The sequence below is a fragment of the Oceanicaulis sp. genome (genome assembly GCF_965284345.1).
Taxonomy (GTDB): domain Bacteria; phylum Pseudomonadota; class Alphaproteobacteria; order Caulobacterales; family Maricaulaceae; genus Oceanicaulis; species Oceanicaulis alexandrii_A.
Genome location: NZ_OZ260073.1, coordinates 702,802 through 717,900, shown reverse-complemented (window position 1 = coordinate 717,900; position 15,099 = coordinate 702,802). Strand labels below are relative to the sequence as shown.

The window sequence follows — 15,099 nt, the reverse complement described above, 5'->3', positions numbered from 1 at the left end:
GAGCGAAGAATGAGCGGACCGAGCACATACGAACCCAAAACCGGTGTGGAGCGCTGGCTGGACCAGCGCCTGCCGATCGTGCGCCTGGGCTGGGATTCCTTCGTGGATTTCCCCACCCCGCGCAATTTGAACTACTGGTACACATTCGGCGGCATCCTCACTGTCTGCCTTATGATCCAGATCCTGTCCGGCATCGTGCTGGCCATGCACTATGTGCCCCACATCGATTATGCGTTCGCTTCAGTTGAACGCATCGACCGCGATGTGAACTTTGGCTGGCTCTTGCGGAACATTCACGCCAACGGCGCGTCCATGTTCTTCCTGGCCGTCTACCTGCACATGCTGCGCGGCCTGTATTACGGCTCCTACAAGGCTCCGCGAGAGCTGTTGTGGATCCTGGGCGTCGTGATCTACCTGCTCATGATGGCCGCCGCCTTCCTGGGCTATGTGCTGCCCTGGGGCCAGATGTCCTATTGGGGCGCCATGGTGATCACCAACCTGTTCGGCGCTCTGCCGCTGGTCGGCACGCCGATCACCGAATGGCTGTGGGGCGGGTTCTCAGTGGGCAACGCCACGCTGAACCGCTTCTTCTCGCTGCACTATCTGATCCCGTTCCTGATCGCCGGCATTGTCGGCCTGCACGTCTGGGCGCTGCACGTTCCGGGCAATAACAACCCGACGGGTCTGACGGTGAAGACCAAGGCGGATACGCTGCCCTTCCACCCGTACTACACGGTGAAAGACGGCTTCGCGATCATCGTCTTTATGATCATCTTCGCCTTCTTCGTGTTCTACTGGCCGGACGCTCTGGGCCACGCCGACAACTATATCGAGGCGAACCCGCTGGTGACCCCGGCGCACATTGTTCCGGAATGGTATCTGCTGCCCTTCTACGCCATCCTGCGGGCTGTGCCTGACAAGCTGGGCGGCGTGATCTTGATGTTCGGCGCCATTGCGGTGCTCTTCATCCTGCCCTGGCTCGACACCTCCAAGGTGCGGTCCATGCGCTATCGTCCTCTGGGCCGTTGGTTCTTCATCTTCTTCGTGATCGCATGCATGGGTCTGGGCTGGTGCGGCGCTGAGCTGCCCGACAACAAGGTTCCGGTGCTGGGCGCGGTTGGGATGGACTTCCTGTGGCTGGGCCGTTTGCTGACTGTGTATTACTTCGCCTACTTCCTGGTGATCCTGCCGCTTCTGGGCTTCATCGAGAAGCCGACCCAACGTCCGGCCTCCATCGAGGAATCGGTGCTGGGTTCAGGCAAAAAAGACATGCCGGCGGCGTCCGCCGCTCCGGCTGAATAAGGAGAGCGATAGATGAAAACGATCCAACGCCTCCTCACCGTGGCTGTCGGCGCCCTGGCGCTGGCGACCCCGGCCGCCATGGGCGCGGGCGAGTATTACGAACCCGAAGAGCATACCTGGTCCTGGGAAGGGCCCTTCGGCAGCTATGACCGGGGCGAGCTGCAACGCGGCTTTCTGGTTTACCAGCAAGTGTGTTCGGCCTGTCACGGCATGGAGCAACTGCACATCCGCAATCTGGGCGAACAGGGCGGTCCGTTCTACACCGAGGAATATCCCAACCCCAATGACAACCCGATCGTTCGGGCCATTGCGGCGGAATATTTCATCGAGGACGGCCCCGACGAATATGGCGACATGTTCGAGCGCGCCGGCCGTCCGGCTGACCGGTTCCCGAGCCCTTACGCCAATGATGCGCAGGCTGCGGCGTCCAATGGCGGCGCCATCCCGCCGGACTTCTCGGTGATCGTGAAAGCACGCCATCATGGCCCGGAATACATCCGCTCCTTGATGCTGGGCTATGACTATGAAGTCCCCGACGATATCGATGTCGGCGTCGGCCAGTATTACAACCCTTATATGCCTGGCAAACTGATCGCCATGCCGCCGCAATTGCAGGACGGTCTGGTGGAATACGCCGACGGGACTGAAGCCACCAAGGAACAGATGGCGCACGATCTCGTCACTTTCCTGACTTGGGCGTCCGAGCCGCACATGGAACAGCGCAAGAAGATGGGCCTGATGGTCATGATTTATCTTCTGGCGCTGGCGGGTCTTTTGTACGCCGCGTACCGTCAGGTCTGGTCAAACGTGAAGCACTAGGCTTTCGCGTTTAGACGGAACAAAATTGCGGGCCGTCCGGACATCCGGGCGGCCCGTTTCTATTGAAGGCCACCGGTGTTAAAGGACCGATCATGAGCCGCGATCCAATCCATGTGTCCCCCCATGACCCCGCCTGGGCGGAAGAAGGTCTGGCCTTTGCCGACGCCGTGTGCGTCGCTCTGGGGTCTCGCGCCTTGCGCGTCGACCATGTGGGCTCGACGGCGGTGCCGGGATTGGCCGCCAAGGATGTGATCGACATTCAGGCGCTGGTTATTGACCTGGAGGATGACGGGCTGGTGGACGCCATGAAGGCGGCGGGCTTTGTTCACCGCCCTGACAATACCGGCGACGAACCCAATCTGGACACGGCGCCGTCCCTGGGACCGGATGACTGGCGCAAGGTCTATTTCCGTGAGGCCAAGGGCCAGCGCCGCCTGCACATTCATATCCGGCGCAATGGCGCGGCGGGCGCACGCAACATGCTGCTGATGCGCGACTTCCTGCGCGACAATGAGAGCGCACGCCGGGATTATGGCGACTTCAAAATGGCGTTGGCGGACAAGACTCGCAGCGACCGGTCAGCGTATCAGGCGATCAAGCGCCCCTTCATCTCGACTGTTCTGCGGTCGGCGGAAAGCTGGGCGGAGATCCATCATTGGGCGCCGGGCGTGCCGGATTCATACTGGAGAACCGAAGAATGAGCTGGAAACTCGGGATTATCGGCGGCTCCGGCCTTTATGGCCTGGACGGTCTGGAAAACATGCGCAAGGACTCGGTGGGCACGCCCTGGGGCAATCCGTCGAGCACTTTGGTGCACGCCACGCTTGAGGGTGTGGAGCTGGTGTTCCTGGCGCGCCATGACGAAGGCCATCGCATCCCGCCGAGCGATCTGAATTACCGCGCCAATATCGACGCGCTCAAGCGTGCAGGCGTCACGGATGTTCTGTCTCTGTCAGCGGTCGGCTCGCTCAAGGAAGAGCTGGCGCCAGGCGCCTTCGTGGTGGTGGACCAGTTCATCGACCGCAGTTTCGCCCGCAATAAAAGCTTCTTCTCTGAAGGCTGCGTCGCCCATGTGGCGATGGCGGACCCTGTGTGTTCGCGCCTGTCCGCCATGGCGGCGGATGCGGCCGAAGCGGCGGGCGTTGAGACCGTCCAGCGCGGCGGAACCTATCTGGTGATGGAAGGCCCGCAATTCTCCACCCGCGCGGAAAGCCAGCTCTATCGCCAATGGGGCTGCAGCGTGATCGGCATGACCAACATGCCCGAAGCCAAGCTCGCCCGTGAAGCCGAGCTGCCCTATGCCAGCGTCTCCATGGTCACCGATTATGATTGCTGGCGCACCGAGGACGCGGATGTGGACATTTCCGACATCCTCAAGACCATGCACGCCAACACCGCCCACGCGCACGCCCTGGTGCGCAATCTGGTGAAGGCGATGGCGGCGAACCCGCGCACCGACAGCCCGCAAGGCATCGAAAAAGCGCTCGAATTCGCCATCATCACCGCGCCTGAAAAGCGAGACCCGGCGCTGCTGGCCAAACTCGACGCCGTTGCCGGGCGGGTGCTGAACCGCTAGGGCTGAGTGACTGGCGCGGGCGGGGGAAAAGCCTCGCCCAGCCAGTCACTCAGCACCACATCACGCACATCGCGGGTATGCCCTGTGCTGAACAGCTCGATACGGCTGTCATATCCCGCCGCGCTCAGGACTTCATGGGTCAGCTGAGATGAAAGCTGGAAGCCGGGTTCATACCAGCCGGCTGCAAAGCGAAACCGGGCGCGGGGATGGTCTATGTCCTCAACGCTGCGAATTGGGCCTCGCCCGGGTGAATAGGCCATCACCCATCCAAACATATCGCCACGTCTATAGCCGGCGTCACGCGCGAAACTGGCCCCGTTTGAAAAGCCCAGCACGGCGCGATCTTCTCGCTGCATGCTCGCCCCGAAGCGCTCTGAGGCCCAGTCTGTCAGCTCGTTGGCGAAGAAGCGCTGATGCTCTTGCGCGCGGGGTTCACCCTCATACCAGCCAGCCAGATAGTCCGCCGCCCGCAGATCGGTGGGGAAGTCTGACATGTCCTCCACGACGCCGGACTGACCGGAACGGGCGCCCACGATGATGAGAGGCGCGAGTTCGCCAGCCTTGATCGCCGCCTCGACCTGATGGGCGAAATGAGCGGTTTCTGCGCCGTCGGTCATGAACACGACGGGATAAGGCCCGGCATTCAGGTCATGCTCGGGCGGCAGATAGACATCGACCCGACGGGTTTCGCCATGCGCCTCGCTGAAGACCTCATGATGCTCAACCCGTCCCAGGAGCTCAGACTGGCGCGGAGCCTGGTCCGGCGCGATTGGCCCCCGCCAGATCACCGGCTCGGTGTTCGTGGTCGGTGACTCAGAATTCAAGAACACCGTCATGAGAGCGGTGTCCATGTGCGCCAGCCGCAGCCGGGCCGCATAACGCCCCTCTCCGATCTTGGTGAGCGGCATTCTGAACGTTCCTAAAACGCCCAGGCTGGCGTCGTCGTCCTGCCGCGCCAGTATGGTCACTGTAGAGCGTTGTAGATCCGGCAAGAGGGCGAGACTCTGTCCGTTCAGACCAGCGTCCACATCTGAAATGCTGATCATGTCGGTGGGAAGCTGGCAGGCCTCGAGCGCGATTGAGCGTTGGCGCGCTTCAAGGCCGCCTGGCTCTGGGACATACGCTTCGACATGCTCGCAGAGCGGATAACGATTCCACTCATAAGGGGGATGTTGCTCGGCCTGGGCCAGACTGAGCGTCATCATCAACGCGTGAGTGACGGCGAGTATCATTGAGGCTTCCTCATGGTTGTGCTCTTGTTGGACGCGTCATGGCGTCACCCTGTTTGTATTTGAGCTGTCCGCCAGCGCCTCATGAGGACATTTCACAATGATGCGAGCGCTTTGCTTCTCCGTCCTTCTCCTCTCCACTCCGGCTTTCGCTCAAGCGCCCGCCCCGGCGATGGCGGCGTTCGAGACCGGCCAATGGGGCGTCGCTGAAGCGGCGGCCAGCCAGGCCTCTGATGTCTCCGCCCTGATCCTCGCCTCTGAAGCCGCGCTGATGCCGATCACTCTGGATCAGGCCGAGGGGCTGTCGCGTCGGGAGCGTCGTCAGGCGGCGCTGCGCGCACAGGAATATGCCGAAGCCGCGCTGGCGCTGGAGCCTGACAACGCCCAGGCGCATCTGCGCCTCGCCGCCGGATTGGGGTATCAGAGCCGATATGTGAACACAGTGCGCGCCGTGATGATGGGGCTTCCGCAGCGCGGGCGCGATCATATGGTCGAGGCGTTGCGTCTCGACCCGTCAGAGCCCTGGGCCCCTGCCATGCTAGGCGCCTGGCACCTGGAAGTCGTGCGCCGGGCGGGCGAGGGCATGTTTGACGCCAATGAGGCGGAGGGCCTGGCCCTGATGCGTCAGTCCGTCGAGATGGATGGCGCGCCCGCCGCCATTCCCTATCGCTTTGCTGTGGCGCTGGTCGCCGCCGATCCGGTCGCTCACGGCGAGGAAGCGGCGGAACTCATGAACCGGGCGATCAACGCGTCATCCCAGGATGCTGTAGGGCAGGCGGTTTCAGTGCTTTCAGAGCACCTTTTGAATCTGCTGAACACAGATCCTGCTGCGGCGCAGGTCGAAGCGGTGCGGCTGCTGGAAGAGTAATTTCAAATACTTAGTTTGAAGGTTCAGTTTTCAGGTTATAAATTTCATTCTCTAAGTCGAAAATATTTGACACGAGGTCCGCCTTCTTTTACACCTCGACGTGTCAAAAAAATTCGACATCAGATCAAAGGAGTTTGACATGTCGTTTCAAGAAAAAAGTAATCTGGTCATGACGGTCATCATGGTTCTGGTCTTCGGAGGGTATTTCGGGGATCTGGGCGTCGCTGTGATCCGCGGCGAGGCGGAGCCCTCCCAGCTCGGCATGCCCTTTATCGGGCTGACCGCTGCAATCATCTTCTATTCGATCATCGCCCATATCATCGTCGCGGTCTGGTCGCCGGACGAAGCGGAAGACGCGGATGAGCGTGACAAGTTCATCGAGATGCGTGCGGACGCCCGTTCGGGCTATGTGCTGGGGGCGGGGGCCATTCTGGCGCTCAATCTCGCCTGGCTGGGGTTCGATGTGTACTGGGTCGCCCATATGGTTCTGGCGGGCCTTGCCGGCGCTGAAATCTTCAAAGGGGTCCAGCGTGCGATTGATTACCGGGTGGGGGTGTAAGCCTTGGCCAAATCCACCCAGATCAAGAACCGCATCCGCGAACTTCGGTTTCACGCCGATGAAATGACCCAGGCCGACCTCGCCAAGCGCGTCGGCGTCACCCGGCAGACGATCCTGGCCATTGAACAGGGCAAATACTCCCCCTCGCTCGAAGTGGCGTTTCAGATCGCGGCTGTGTTTCAAATCCCTCTGACCGAGGTGTTCGAGTATGCGCCGGAGCGTTCCCCCTAAGACGTTTTCGGCGTTCGGCGCCCTCGCATTTTCACGTGCGGGAGCGTTCGCTATTGGCTGGCCCAGACAATGCGGGCCATCCAGACAATGTCGCGTGTGGCCAGGTTACGGTTGTCATAGGCGGGGTTGAGCGAGATCAGCTCGACGCTGTCGGCGGTGACCCGCCCCAGCTCCTTGGCCATCACTTCACCCTCGCGGGTTTTCACCACCACCCGGTCGCCGCGGCGCGGCGGCGCTTCGGGGCTGACGACGATGCGGTCTCCATGGCGATAAACGGGGGCCATGGATTCCCCAGAAATCTCGAGCGCATAGGCGCCGTCGCCCTCCTCGCCGGGAAACAGGATGTCTTCCCAGCCCGACCCGGACGGAAAGCCTGCATCGTCAAAAAAACCGTGATCGCCCGCCTGAGCAAAGCCGATCAACGGCACGGAGCGGCCCTGGCTGCGGCCCATGGCGAGGGCGGCGAACTCGTCAAACCCCACATGCGTGGCGTCCAGCGCCTTGGCGAGGCTTTCCGTGGAGGGCCAGCGCGGCTTGGCGCCGTCTGCGCTTTTTCGCTTGGACGGATTAAAGGTTGTGGGGTCCAGTCCGGCGCGGCGCGCCAGCCCGGACGGCGACAGGCCGACGCGATTGGCCAGCCGGTCAATCCCGTTCCAGATCTGGGCATGGGTCAGCATAAGTGTACCGTATAACGCGACTCTTTACGCTCTTATAGCAGGAAAAAAATCCTTGAGGAATGGAGGGGGCCGATCAGCGCGCAGTCAGAAGAGACGCATGCTTGCGCCAAACCCTTTGGCGCCGTATCGGCCTGTGTCATGACCGAGCTTATTTATCGCATCGCTGATCCGGCGGCTCTGGCCGCGGCTTCGCTCGCTGGCGCCTATGAAGGCGAGGCCCATGACACGGCCGACGGCTTCATCCACGCCTCGTCTCTGGACCAGCTCGCGGATACGCTGCAGCTGCACTATGCCGACGCTGAACGTTTGGCGGTGGCCGAGATCGATGCGGCGGCTCTGGGCGCGACGCTGAAATGGGAAAAATCCCGCGGCGGCGCCCTGTTCCCTCACATCTATGGCGACATCCCGTTCAGCGCGATCACCGGCATTCACTTGCTGCAACGCGATGAGCGCGGCGGCTGGCGCCTGCCTTCGGAGTTGAGCCGATGAGTGACGCCCTCGCCAAACTGCTCACCTTGCTGCCGGCCGAGACCGCGCACCGCACGGCCTTGATGGGTCTGAAGGCCGGGTTCGGCCCCAAGGCGCAAACCACCGCCGACCCGGTGCTGAAGACCGCGCTGGCGGGGCTGGAGCTGAGCCACCCGGTCGGGCTCGCCGCCGGGTTCGACAAGAACGCCGAGGCTCCGGACGCCCTTCTGAACGCCGGGTTCGCCTTTGTTGAAGTGGGCGCCGTGACGCCCCGGCCGCAGGCGGGCAATCCGCAGCCGCGCCTGTTCCGCCTGCGCGAGGACAAGGCCGTCATCAACCGGATGGGCTTTAACAACGAGGGCCTGGACGCCGTGAAAGCCCGTCTGGAAGCGCGCCAGGACAGCCCCTCGAAAGCAGCAGGGCCTGTGGGCGTCAATCTGGGCGCCAACAAGGATTCAGACGACCGGGCGAATGACTATGCGGTTTTGCTGAAGGCTCTGTCAGGTCTGGCGGACTTCTTCACCGTCAATATTTCTTCGCCCAACACGCCCGGCCTGCGCACGCTGCAAAGCGGGGATGCGCTGGATGAGCTTTTAAAGAAGGTCAATGATGCGCGCTGGGCGGAACCTGTGTTCTTGAAAGTCGCGCCTGATCTGGTCGAGGCGGATATCGACGCCATCGTCAACGCGGTTCAAGTTCACGCCCTGTCGGGTCTGATCGTCTCCAACACCACGCTGGAACGCCCTGAGAGCCTGAAAAGCGCCCATAAGGGCGAGGCGGGCGGTCTGTCGGGCTTGCCGCTGAAGTCGCGCTCCACCGAGGTGCTGCGTCAGTTCCGTCAACGCACCGGCCCGGATCTTCCGATCATCGGCGTGGGCGGGATTGACGGGCCGGAGGCGGCCTACGCCAAGATCCGCGCTGGCGCGAACGCTGTGCAGCTTTACACGGCGCTTGTCTATCAAGGTCCGGGGCTGGCGCTGAAAATCCGCGATGGCCTGGCGGCGCTGCTGAAAGCGGACGGGTTCGAGCATGTGTCGGAGGCCGTGGGCGTCGACGTCTAGGCGTCAAAGCTGCGCTTGAGGCTCGGCCAGCCCACCATCAAGGTTCCGGCCCGGGCCACATAGTACGCCAGGAAAGCCAGCCACAGCCCGTGCGCCCCGAAGGCCGGCCGCAACACCGCGTCCAGCGCAAGATAGATCACCAGCGCCGCAATCATGGCGTTGCGCATCAGCGGGCCTTGGGTGGCGCCGATCATCAACCCGTCGAGCTGCCAGCTGGGCATGCCCAGGAGCGGCGTCAGCGCGCACCAGATCAGAAAACTGCGGGCGGTGGCGCGCGTGGCCTCGTCAGTGGTCATCATCATGATGAACTGATCGCCCAGCAGTAGAAAGCCGAGGCTGAGCGCGATCGAAAAGCCTAGCGCCAGTTCGCTGGTCAGCCGGAAGGCGCGCAACAGCCGCTTCCAGTTTTTCGCCCCGGCGGCGCGGCCTGTTTCGGCTTCAGTCACATGGGCGAAGGCGTCGAGAAAAAAGGCGCAGATCGAGATGTACTGCATCAGAATGGCGTTGCCCGCCAGCACGTCCGCCCCCTCGCGCAGGCTGGCGATGTTGAACCAGGTAAACCCCGCCAGCAGCGCCAGGGTGCGCAAGAAGATGTCGCGATTGATCGAAACCAGGCGCCGAAGGGCGTTTCCGTCAAAGAGCGCGCCGGCGGGCGCCGCGCCGCGATGGCGCAGGATCAGCATGATGAGCACGCCCGCCGCCAGCAAATGCAGCCATTGCGCGGCGGCGCTGGCCGCGCCCACGCCCGCAACGCCCATGTCAAAGCCCAGAACAAACAGCACGGACAGTCCGGCGTTTGTGAGGTTCAGCACCGCCTGCAAGATCAGCGCGCGTCCCGTCAGTCCTAACCCGATCAGCCAGCCATAGACGGCAAACCCGGCGAAGGCGGCGGGCGCCCCCCAGAGCCGGGCGTCCACATAGGCCCGGCCCAGCGTCTCGACATCCTCAGGGCTGTCAAACAGGGCGAAGGCGCCGGCCTTGAGCGGCCATTGGGCGACCAGCAGCACAAGGCCGATGGCGACGCCGATCATCCCGGCGCGCCACAGAACGGCGCGCACTTCGCCTTCATCCTCGCGTCCGTCAGCCTGGGCTGTGAGGGCGGTCGCGCCCATGCGCAGGAAGGCGACAGACCAGAAAAAGACGTTGAACACCAGCCCGCCCAAGGCCACGGCGGCGATGGCCTGGGTGTCCGCGGTGCGTCCGATCACGGCCAGATCCACCAGCCCCACCAGAGGTGAGGCGATGTTTGCGCCCATTATGGGCAGCGCGCGCAGGAACACGTGCTTGCGGGTCAGGGACGGGGCCGTCATTCAGGCTGGATAACGGCTCGGGGCGTGAGTGGCGAGCGTCAAATCAGTCCGCCAGCGCGTCGCCCAGAGCATCGCCTGAGTCCCAGGCGAATTCGGCGCGCGGCCCCAGCCGCCAGTCGCCGGCGCATCCCAATGTCCCGGTGGGATCAAGGGCGAAGGGCGTGCCCGGCGCCTCGGTGACCAGCGCATAGCGCCAGCGATGCGCCTGGCTCCAGACCGGCAGGGGCAGGCCGAAGCGGACGAAGGCTTCCTCGGTGAGGGCGCGGGCGACGGTGTCCGGATCATGTTCCAGAAACGCCTCTGACCAATCCGGCGACGCATGCAGCACCCAGGAGTCAGGGCCTGTCTGTCCGGGGCGAGAGGTCATGCGCGCCATCCAGCGCAGCGCGCCGCCCAGGAGCTTTGCGCCGTCAAAGCCGAGATCCGCCTCGGCCTCCGGCACGGTCATCACCGCCCAGCACGGAGAGAGTTTCGCCGCCAGCGCTTCTGCGATCATGGTGGAGAAATCGCCGTCGCTGCGCGCCAGAAACTCGATCAATTGTTCAGGCGGCAGAGTCAGGACGACTTTGTGGAAGGGGCCTTCAGTGTCGCCGTTTTCAAAATGGACGAGCCAGTCGCCGCCCTCTCCGCAGACCTTTACGGCGCGGCGGCCAAACTGCACGTCCTGGCCGCTCAAGGCGGATTTAACGATCGCGCTCATGCCCGGCACGCCAACCCAGCGCGTCTTGTCGCGCAGGGCTTCCGCATTGCCGCCGCGGTCGATGGAGACTGTCCGGCCGCTCCACAGATCAGCGGCGCCGGCGGTGTGCGCCTCGGTCAGCAAAGCGTTGAAGCTTTCCCCCGTCGCTGTCAGGAATTGAGCCCCATGATCAAAACTGACATCGCCCTGCGGCGTGCTGGCCCGGCGCGTGGACATGCGCCCGCCTGGCCCCCGCCCCTTGTCGAACAGGACGACGCCCAGACCGCGGGCGGACAAGGCTCTGGCTGCGGCTGCGCCAGCCAATCCTGCGCCGATCACTGCTGCGCTTTGCCTGGCCAACTGTCATCCTCTTTGCTGCGATCTACCTTGATGAGTGTTATGGATCAGAAAAGTTCAAAACCCAGTGAATCCCAACCCGATGATGCAGTCGCAGCTGCACCTGTCGAGGTGTTTTATGACGGCGGGTGTCCGCTCTGCCGAGCCGAGATCGGATATTATCGCAAATCAGGCGCTAATGCTCAGTTCACGGACGTAACGCAGGATGGGGCCACTCCGCCTGGCGTGACGTGCGAGCAGGCGCTTAAACGTTTTCATGTGCGTGATGCGCAGGGGCGGTTGCGCTCAGGGGCGGCGGCCTTTGCGGCGCTCTGGCGGGTGACGCCTGGCTGGCGCTGGCTGGGTCATATCGGCGGCGCGCCGCCTTTCGTCTGGGTCGGGGAGGGCGCCTACCGCCTCTTCTTGCCTATTCGGCCGTATCTGCAACAACTGGTCCGACAGCTGAAACAGGGGAGCGCCCGATGAAAGGCCCGCCGCCGCGTATGAAGAAAACGGATCTGCCTGAGAAGGAGTGCGCGGTCTGCAAGCGTCCCTTCGCCTGGCGCAAGAAATGGGCGCGCAATTGGGAGAATGTCAAATATTGCTCCCGGCGATGCGCCTCAAATCGGCAGAGCGCATAATTTACAGCACATGACAGAAGTCTCATCCGACGGTCAGGGCGCGGTTAGGTGAGGCGACCTAGGGTCAGCCTTACGGAATGACGAGACCCGCTCCGAAGAGGGTGGTCCGGTTCCGCAAGGTCGAACTTAGGAGATAAGTCATGTCTACGTTTTCTGTGATGCTCGCCAGCCTGGCTGGACTCACGCTCGCCCCCGCCGCGGAACTCCCGTCCGAGACTCTTCTGGTCCAGGACCGGGTCATTCACTTCACATCCGAACAATTACTGGCTGAAGACGGCGTTGAAGCGCTTCGTCATCGTATTGCGCTCTCCGCCCGCATGGTGTGCCGAGAGTCTGGCAACCCGCTTTCGCGCATGGGCCGCGAAGCGCGCACCTGTATTGATAACGCGTATCGTGACGGGGTGGAGCAACTTGAGATCAAGGTCGCTGAAGCCCGTGAATCCAACCGTCAATACGCGCTGACCTCGACAGATTCTGCGCGGTCGACACACTAAGCGCTCGGACAACAGCCTTTAATGCTCACGAGGCTGTTCCCCTGGCCCCCGGTCTCATTCGAGAGCGGGGGCTTTTCTGTTTGCGCGAGTGTCACGCCATGCATTTTTGCAAGACGGAGCTGCGCGTAAACCGGCGCACATGTCATCGGGCTGTAGCAAAACACGGGCAAAACACATTTCAGCCGGTGCAGCCGGCCTGGTTGGTATTGAACCGCCGCAAGAGTGGTTCGCTAGTGAATAAAAGGATCTCCCCCATGCGTTTCATCGCTGTCGCCCTGATCGCCGCCGCCGCCCTGACCGGCGCCGCTTCCGCCACCGAAACCTCCAAATCTGTTGAGATCAATTTCCGCGCGTCTGATCTGACCAATGTCGAGCGTCTGGACAGCCTGCGCGCTCGCATCCGCAGCGCGGCTCTGGATGTGTGTGATGTGTACGCCGCTCGCTCGCTCGCCGAGCGCCGCATGGCGCGCGAATGCATGGTTGAAGCCCAGCGTCAGGGCGAATCCCAGCTCAACATCGCCGTCGCTCGCGCGAACGGTGTGATCGAAGTGGCTGCAGAAGTTCGCTAGAGCCGCTTAAAGATCTGACGAATTGAAAAGCCCCGCAGGATATCCTGCGGGGCTTTTTTTGTTCTGTGAGTGAGCGTAGTGCTCTGACTATCCGCTCGTCTTCACCGGCTTGATCAGGAAATGACCATGCAGATTGGCGATGGGCGCGGCGCGGCGGTCCTGCCAGGCGTCCACGCGGACATTGGCCACGCGTGAGCCCTGCCGGGTAATGGAGGCGCGGGCGTACACGTCCTGAGGCTTGCCCGGACGCAGATAATCCACCGCAACGTCAATGGGTTTGGGCAAGGCCGCGAGTTCGGTAAAGGCCAGAAGCCCCGCCGAGGCCGTGATCTCCATAAAGGCCCCGATGGCGCCGCCATGAAGCGCCGGAATCAGCGGGTTGCCGATCAGCCATTCGTCATAGGGCAGGATCGCGGTCAGCTCATCGCCATGATCGTCAAAACGCACGCCCATTCGGCTCACATAGGGGCTCGACTGAAGTTTCAGCAGGCGCTCATTCATGAGGCTGCGCCTCCGGCTTTGGAAGCGGCGGCCTGTTGATCGAAATCGGCTTTGGCCCGCTCGGCGGCGGCCTGGCTGGCCCGGCTCACCATGAAAGCGGCATGGGCGGTGGCGACAGGATCGTCGGTGTCGCCGTCATGAGCAAAGGCGCTGACAAAGGCGATCAGGCCGGACACCTTGATGGTCTTGGCCACGGCGATCACGTCATGGCCCGGCTTGGCGGGGCGCATGTAATCAAGTCGCAGATCCAGCGTGGCGACCGCCTGGTCCCCGCCGAGCCCCGCAAAAGCCGCAGTGCCGCAGGCATGGTCGAGCAATGCGGTGACGACACCGCCATGCATGACGCCAGTTTCCGGATCGCCGATGGAGGCTTCGTCATAGGGCGCGCGGATCACCGCTTCACCCGGGCTGACGCTCACCAGTTTCAGGCCCAGCGCCATGGCGTGAGGGCTGCCATCGACCAGCAGGCCGGCCAGCGTATCGAGTTTGTCTTGTATTGGGTCGCTCATAAGCCCGCTTGTAATCGGATGCGGCGGGGCTTTCCAGCCTGATCAGTCGCGCACCTTGCGCCGCACCAGCGTTTCCAGGCCTTTCACGACTTCCATGCGGGTGTTCATGGGCTCGCCTTGCATATCCGCAAGACGCCCCAGAGAGGCGCGGTGCAGCTGGATGATCTCGCGCTCACGTTCGCCGAGGGCCTCGACGCTGGACAGGAACCGCTCGAGCGAGCGTCCGATCCGGGCGGACAGCTCATCACCCTTGCGCAGCATGTTGAAGATGATGGACTGGGCCTGCGCGCGGGCCGCCTGCAGCGGTGAGGTGAGGCCGGCGGCCACATCCATGTCTCGCTTGAACGTGCCTGCACGCTCTTCGCCGTGAACGCGGCGATCAGGGCCGTTATAGTTCAGTGTTTTCACGAAGGGGCGGGGACGCTGGGTGATTTCAGTCAGGCGTTCGGTCACAGCGCGCGGAGAGATCGGCCGCAGCGCCAAAGTGTCGGCGCCGGCGTCGCGCGCCGCCTCGATATCCAACAGCGTGTTCTTGGTGGACAGGATCATGGCCGGGGTGCGGCTGGCGGCGGTTCTGGTCCGGCGCAGCTTGCGAATGGTGGTCGCGGCGTCCAGACGCTCGTCGCGCCAGTCCACCAGCATGACGGAATGGTCTGCGTTTTCAGCAAACCAGATCGCAGAATCCGGCGTGGTGCAGGTCTGAATCCGTTCCGCACCTGCATAGCGCAGGATGTCCACGGTCAGGCGGCGCGAGAAGGGAGTCGGGTCACAGACGATGACGGCGCGCTGGCGCCAGTCCAGCGCCTCGCCGGACTTCTCGTCGTCGAAATCAATGTCCAGTTCCGCCGCCACTTGTTCCCCCTCACAGGCATACGCACACATGAATAGAGGAAAAAAGTGGATATTGTCTTATGAATTCAGGGGTTAGTCTTACCGGCGGGTAAACGCCCGGATCAGGTGAACCGCCAGCCAGATCGGCAGAACGATCACCGCGCCCAGGAAGAAATACCGCAAGGCCCAACGCAGGGACGCGCCGATGGAGTCAAAGAAAGACGCCCAAGCCTCGCCCACGGTTTGGAAGAAATCCACCCACAGATCCGCCGGATCGACGCGAAACACCGCTAGGACCAGGCCCACCAGCACACACAGGAGAAAGACGACCATGAGGTCGGCGAACCGCACGCTCAGCACACGTTGCACCAGAGATTGGCGCTCTGAGGTCTTGGTTGTTTGTTCACTCATGATCGTCTGTGTCTCATGCAATTGGGGC

21 protein-coding genes are annotated in these 15,099 nt (G+C 62.8%); 13 read left to right on the top strand and 8 right to left on the bottom strand.

What is annotated here, in order from left to right; all coding sequences use genetic code 11:
* Positions 1-9 precede the first annotated feature (9 nt).
* The 4 genes from ACQ66J_RS03610 (at position 10) to ACQ66J_RS03595 (ending at position 3,697) form a co-directional block, all read left to right on the top strand.
* Entirely contained in the window at positions 10-1,302 is a 1,293-nt protein-coding gene (locus ACQ66J_RS03610; RefSeq protein WP_430430519.1) for a cytochrome b, read from the top strand.
* Positions 1,303-1,314: 12 nt separating this feature from the next.
* Positions 1,315-2,121, top strand: a complete 807-nt coding sequence (locus tag ACQ66J_RS03605; protein ID WP_430430518.1) for a cytochrome c1 — start codon at positions 1,315-1,317, stop codon at positions 2,119-2,121.
* Positions 2,122-2,213: 92 nt separating this feature from the next.
* Complete coding sequence (locus ACQ66J_RS03600; RefSeq protein ID WP_430430517.1) at positions 2,214-2,822, top strand: GrpB family protein; 609 nt, start codon at positions 2,214-2,216, stop codon at positions 2,820-2,822.
* Positions 2,819-3,697 (top strand): S-methyl-5'-thioadenosine phosphorylase, encoded by an 879-nt coding sequence (locus ACQ66J_RS03595; RefSeq protein ID WP_430430516.1) that lies wholly within the window; start codon positions 2,819-2,821, stop codon positions 3,695-3,697. Before ACQ66J_RS03600 ends, ACQ66J_RS03595 begins: the two co-directional genes overlap by 4 nt.
* Here the strand turns inward: ACQ66J_RS03595 and ACQ66J_RS03590 are convergent.
* Positions 3,694-4,929, bottom strand: a complete 1,236-nt coding sequence (locus ACQ66J_RS03590) for an alpha/beta hydrolase (RefSeq protein ID WP_430430515.1) — start codon at positions 4,927-4,929, stop codon at positions 3,694-3,696. The genes ACQ66J_RS03595 and ACQ66J_RS03590 overlap by 4 nt on opposite strands.
* A 97-nt stretch (positions 4,930-5,026) precedes the next feature.
* Between ACQ66J_RS03590 and ACQ66J_RS03585 the strand changes: the two genes are divergently transcribed.
* The 3 genes from ACQ66J_RS03585 to ACQ66J_RS03575 all read left to right on the top strand — a co-directional run bounded on the left by ACQ66J_RS03585 (position 5,027) and on the right by ACQ66J_RS03575 (position 6,584).
* Positions 5,027-5,794 (top strand): hypothetical protein, encoded by a 768-nt coding sequence (locus ACQ66J_RS03585; RefSeq protein WP_430430514.1) that lies wholly within the window; start codon positions 5,027-5,029, stop codon positions 5,792-5,794.
* A 139-nt stretch (positions 5,795-5,933) separates the two neighbouring features.
* Positions 5,934-6,353 carry a hypothetical protein gene (locus ACQ66J_RS03580; protein ID WP_375548444.1) on the top strand — a complete coding sequence of 140 codons (420 nt, stop codon included), beginning with the start codon at positions 5,934-5,936 and terminating at the stop codon, positions 6,351-6,353.
* A gap of 3 nt (positions 6,354-6,356) precedes the next feature.
* Positions 6,357-6,584, top strand: a complete 228-nt coding sequence (locus ACQ66J_RS03575) for a helix-turn-helix transcriptional regulator (RefSeq protein ID WP_375548445.1) — start codon at positions 6,357-6,359, stop codon at positions 6,582-6,584.
* Between the two features lie 50 nt (positions 6,585-6,634).
* Here ACQ66J_RS03575 and ACQ66J_RS03570 read toward each other — a convergent pair whose 3' ends face one another.
* Positions 6,635-7,261, bottom strand: a complete 627-nt coding sequence (locus tag ACQ66J_RS03570; protein ID WP_375548446.1) for a S24 family peptidase — start codon at positions 7,259-7,261, stop codon at positions 6,635-6,637.
* Positions 7,262-7,399: 138 nt separating this feature from the next.
* On the opposite strand from ACQ66J_RS03570, the gene ACQ66J_RS03565 reads away from it, so the two are divergent.
* On the top strand, positions 7,400-7,750 hold the full coding sequence (locus tag ACQ66J_RS03565; protein ID WP_430430513.1) for a DUF952 domain-containing protein: 351 nt from the start codon (positions 7,400-7,402) through the stop codon (positions 7,748-7,750).
* Positions 7,747-8,790, top strand: coding sequence for a quinone-dependent dihydroorotate dehydrogenase (locus tag ACQ66J_RS03560; RefSeq protein WP_430430512.1), 1,044 nt, complete (start codon positions 7,747-7,749; stop codon positions 8,788-8,790). Before ACQ66J_RS03565 ends, ACQ66J_RS03560 begins: the two co-directional genes overlap by 4 nt.
* Here the strand turns inward: ACQ66J_RS03560 and ACQ66J_RS03555 are convergent.
* Together ACQ66J_RS03555 and ACQ66J_RS03550 are read right to left on the bottom strand one after the other, a co-directional pair.
* Positions 8,787-10,100, bottom strand: a complete 1,314-nt coding sequence (locus ACQ66J_RS03555; protein ID WP_430430511.1) for an MATE family efflux transporter — start codon at positions 10,098-10,100, stop codon at positions 8,787-8,789. The two genes, ACQ66J_RS03560 and ACQ66J_RS03555, sit on opposite strands and share 4 nt — an antisense overlap.
* A gap of 43 nt (positions 10,101-10,143) precedes the next feature.
* Positions 10,144-11,139 carry an NAD(P)/FAD-dependent oxidoreductase gene (locus ACQ66J_RS03550; RefSeq protein WP_430430510.1) on the bottom strand — a complete coding sequence of 332 codons (996 nt, stop codon included), beginning with the start codon at positions 11,137-11,139 and terminating at the stop codon, positions 10,144-10,146.
* A 39-nt stretch (positions 11,140-11,178) separates the two neighbouring features.
* Here ACQ66J_RS03550 and ACQ66J_RS03545 point away from each other — a divergent pair, with 39 nt between their 5' ends.
* The 4 genes from ACQ66J_RS03545 (at position 11,179) to ACQ66J_RS03530 (ending at position 12,819) form a co-directional block, all read left to right on the top strand.
* The gene (locus ACQ66J_RS03545) at positions 11,179-11,601 is read left to right on the top strand and encodes a thiol-disulfide oxidoreductase DCC family protein (RefSeq protein WP_430430509.1); all 423 of its coding nucleotides are present in this window, start codon (positions 11,179-11,181) and stop codon (positions 11,599-11,601) included.
* 17 nt (positions 11,602-11,618) lie between these two features.
* A complete protein-coding gene (locus tag ACQ66J_RS03540) occupies positions 11,619-11,756 on the top strand; it encodes a DUF2256 domain-containing protein (protein ID WP_375550196.1) in 138 nt (45 codons plus the stop codon).
* A 140-nt stretch (positions 11,757-11,896) separates the two neighbouring features.
* On the top strand, positions 11,897-12,250 hold the full coding sequence (locus tag ACQ66J_RS03535; protein ID WP_375548452.1) for a UrcA family protein: 354 nt from the start codon (positions 11,897-11,899) through the stop codon (positions 12,248-12,250).
* 254 nt (positions 12,251-12,504) lie between these two features.
* Positions 12,505-12,819: a UrcA family protein gene (locus ACQ66J_RS03530; RefSeq protein ID WP_430430508.1), complete on the top strand. Its 315-nt coding sequence runs from the start codon at positions 12,505-12,507 to the stop codon at positions 12,817-12,819.
* Between the two features lie 87 nt (positions 12,820-12,906).
* Here the strand turns inward: ACQ66J_RS03530 and ACQ66J_RS03525 are convergent, their stop codons facing one another.
* The 4 genes from ACQ66J_RS03525 to ACQ66J_RS03510 form a co-directional block, all read right to left on the bottom strand.
* Entirely contained in the window at positions 12,907-13,320 is a 414-nt protein-coding gene (locus ACQ66J_RS03525; protein WP_375548454.1) for a PaaI family thioesterase, read from the bottom strand.
* Entirely contained in the window at positions 13,317-13,829 is a 513-nt protein-coding gene (locus tag ACQ66J_RS03520; RefSeq protein WP_430430507.1) for a PaaI family thioesterase, read from the bottom strand. The genes ACQ66J_RS03525 and ACQ66J_RS03520 overlap by 4 nt, the downstream gene beginning before the upstream one ends.
* Before the next feature lie 42 nt (positions 13,830-13,871).
* Positions 13,872-14,681, bottom strand: coding sequence for a response regulator (locus ACQ66J_RS03515; RefSeq protein ID WP_375548456.1), 810 nt, complete (start codon positions 14,679-14,681; stop codon positions 13,872-13,874).
* Between the two features lie 78 nt (positions 14,682-14,759).
* Positions 14,760-15,071: a DUF6460 domain-containing protein gene (locus ACQ66J_RS03510; RefSeq protein WP_430430506.1), complete on the bottom strand. Its 312-nt coding sequence runs from the start codon at positions 15,069-15,071 to the stop codon at positions 14,760-14,762.
* Positions 15,072-15,099 lie beyond the last annotated feature (28 nt).

Excerpts from the sequence above, each read along its gene's own strand:
- ACQ66J_RS03565 (WP_430430513.1), top strand. The coding sequence starts at position 7,400 with ATGACCGAGCTTATTTATCGCATCGCTGATCCGGCGGCTCTGGCCGCG.
- ACQ66J_RS03590 (WP_430430515.1), bottom strand. The coding sequence starts at position 4,929 with ATGATACTCGCCGTCACTCACGCGTTGATGATGACGCTCAGTCTGGCC.
- ACQ66J_RS03560 (WP_430430512.1), top strand. The coding sequence starts at position 7,747 with ATGAGTGACGCCCTCGCCAAACTGCTCACCTTGCTGCCGGCCGAGACC.
- ACQ66J_RS03535 (WP_375548452.1), top strand. The coding sequence starts at position 11,897 with ATGTCTACGTTTTCTGTGATGCTCGCCAGCCTGGCTGGACTCACGCTC.
- ACQ66J_RS03555 (WP_430430511.1), bottom strand. The coding sequence starts at position 10,100 with ATGACGGCCCCGTCCCTGACCCGCAAGCACGTGTTCCTGCGCGCGCTG.
- ACQ66J_RS03610 (WP_430430519.1), top strand. The coding sequence starts at position 10 with ATGAGCGGACCGAGCACATACGAACCCAAAACCGGTGTGGAGCGCTGG.
- ACQ66J_RS03510 (WP_430430506.1), bottom strand. The coding sequence starts at position 15,071 with ATGAGTGAACAAACAACCAAGACCTCAGAGCGCCAATCTCTGGTGCAA.
- ACQ66J_RS03595 (WP_430430516.1), top strand. The coding sequence starts at position 2,819 with ATGAGCTGGAAACTCGGGATTATCGGCGGCTCCGGCCTTTATGGCCTG.
- ACQ66J_RS03570 (WP_375548446.1), bottom strand. The coding sequence starts at position 7,261 with ATGCTGACCCATGCCCAGATCTGGAACGGGATTGACCGGCTGGCCAAT.
- ACQ66J_RS03525 (WP_375548454.1), bottom strand. The coding sequence starts at position 13,320 with ATGAATGAGCGCCTGCTGAAACTTCAGTCGAGCCCCTATGTGAGCCGA.
- ACQ66J_RS03580 (WP_375548444.1), top strand. The coding sequence starts at position 5,934 with ATGTCGTTTCAAGAAAAAAGTAATCTGGTCATGACGGTCATCATGGTT.
- ACQ66J_RS03600 (WP_430430517.1), top strand. The coding sequence starts at position 2,214 with ATGAGCCGCGATCCAATCCATGTGTCCCCCCATGACCCCGCCTGGGCG.
- ACQ66J_RS03545 (WP_430430509.1), top strand. The coding sequence starts at position 11,179 with ATGGATCAGAAAAGTTCAAAACCCAGTGAATCCCAACCCGATGATGCA.
- ACQ66J_RS03540 (WP_375550196.1), top strand. The coding sequence starts at position 11,619 with ATGAAGAAAACGGATCTGCCTGAGAAGGAGTGCGCGGTCTGCAAGCGT.
- ACQ66J_RS03520 (WP_430430507.1), bottom strand. The coding sequence starts at position 13,829 with ATGAGCGACCCAATACAAGACAAACTCGATACGCTGGCCGGCCTGCTG.
- ACQ66J_RS03530 (WP_430430508.1), top strand. The coding sequence starts at position 12,505 with ATGCGTTTCATCGCTGTCGCCCTGATCGCCGCCGCCGCCCTGACCGGC.
- ACQ66J_RS03585 (WP_430430514.1), top strand. The coding sequence starts at position 5,027 with ATGATGCGAGCGCTTTGCTTCTCCGTCCTTCTCCTCTCCACTCCGGCT.
- ACQ66J_RS03605 (WP_430430518.1), top strand. The coding sequence starts at position 1,315 with ATGAAAACGATCCAACGCCTCCTCACCGTGGCTGTCGGCGCCCTGGCG.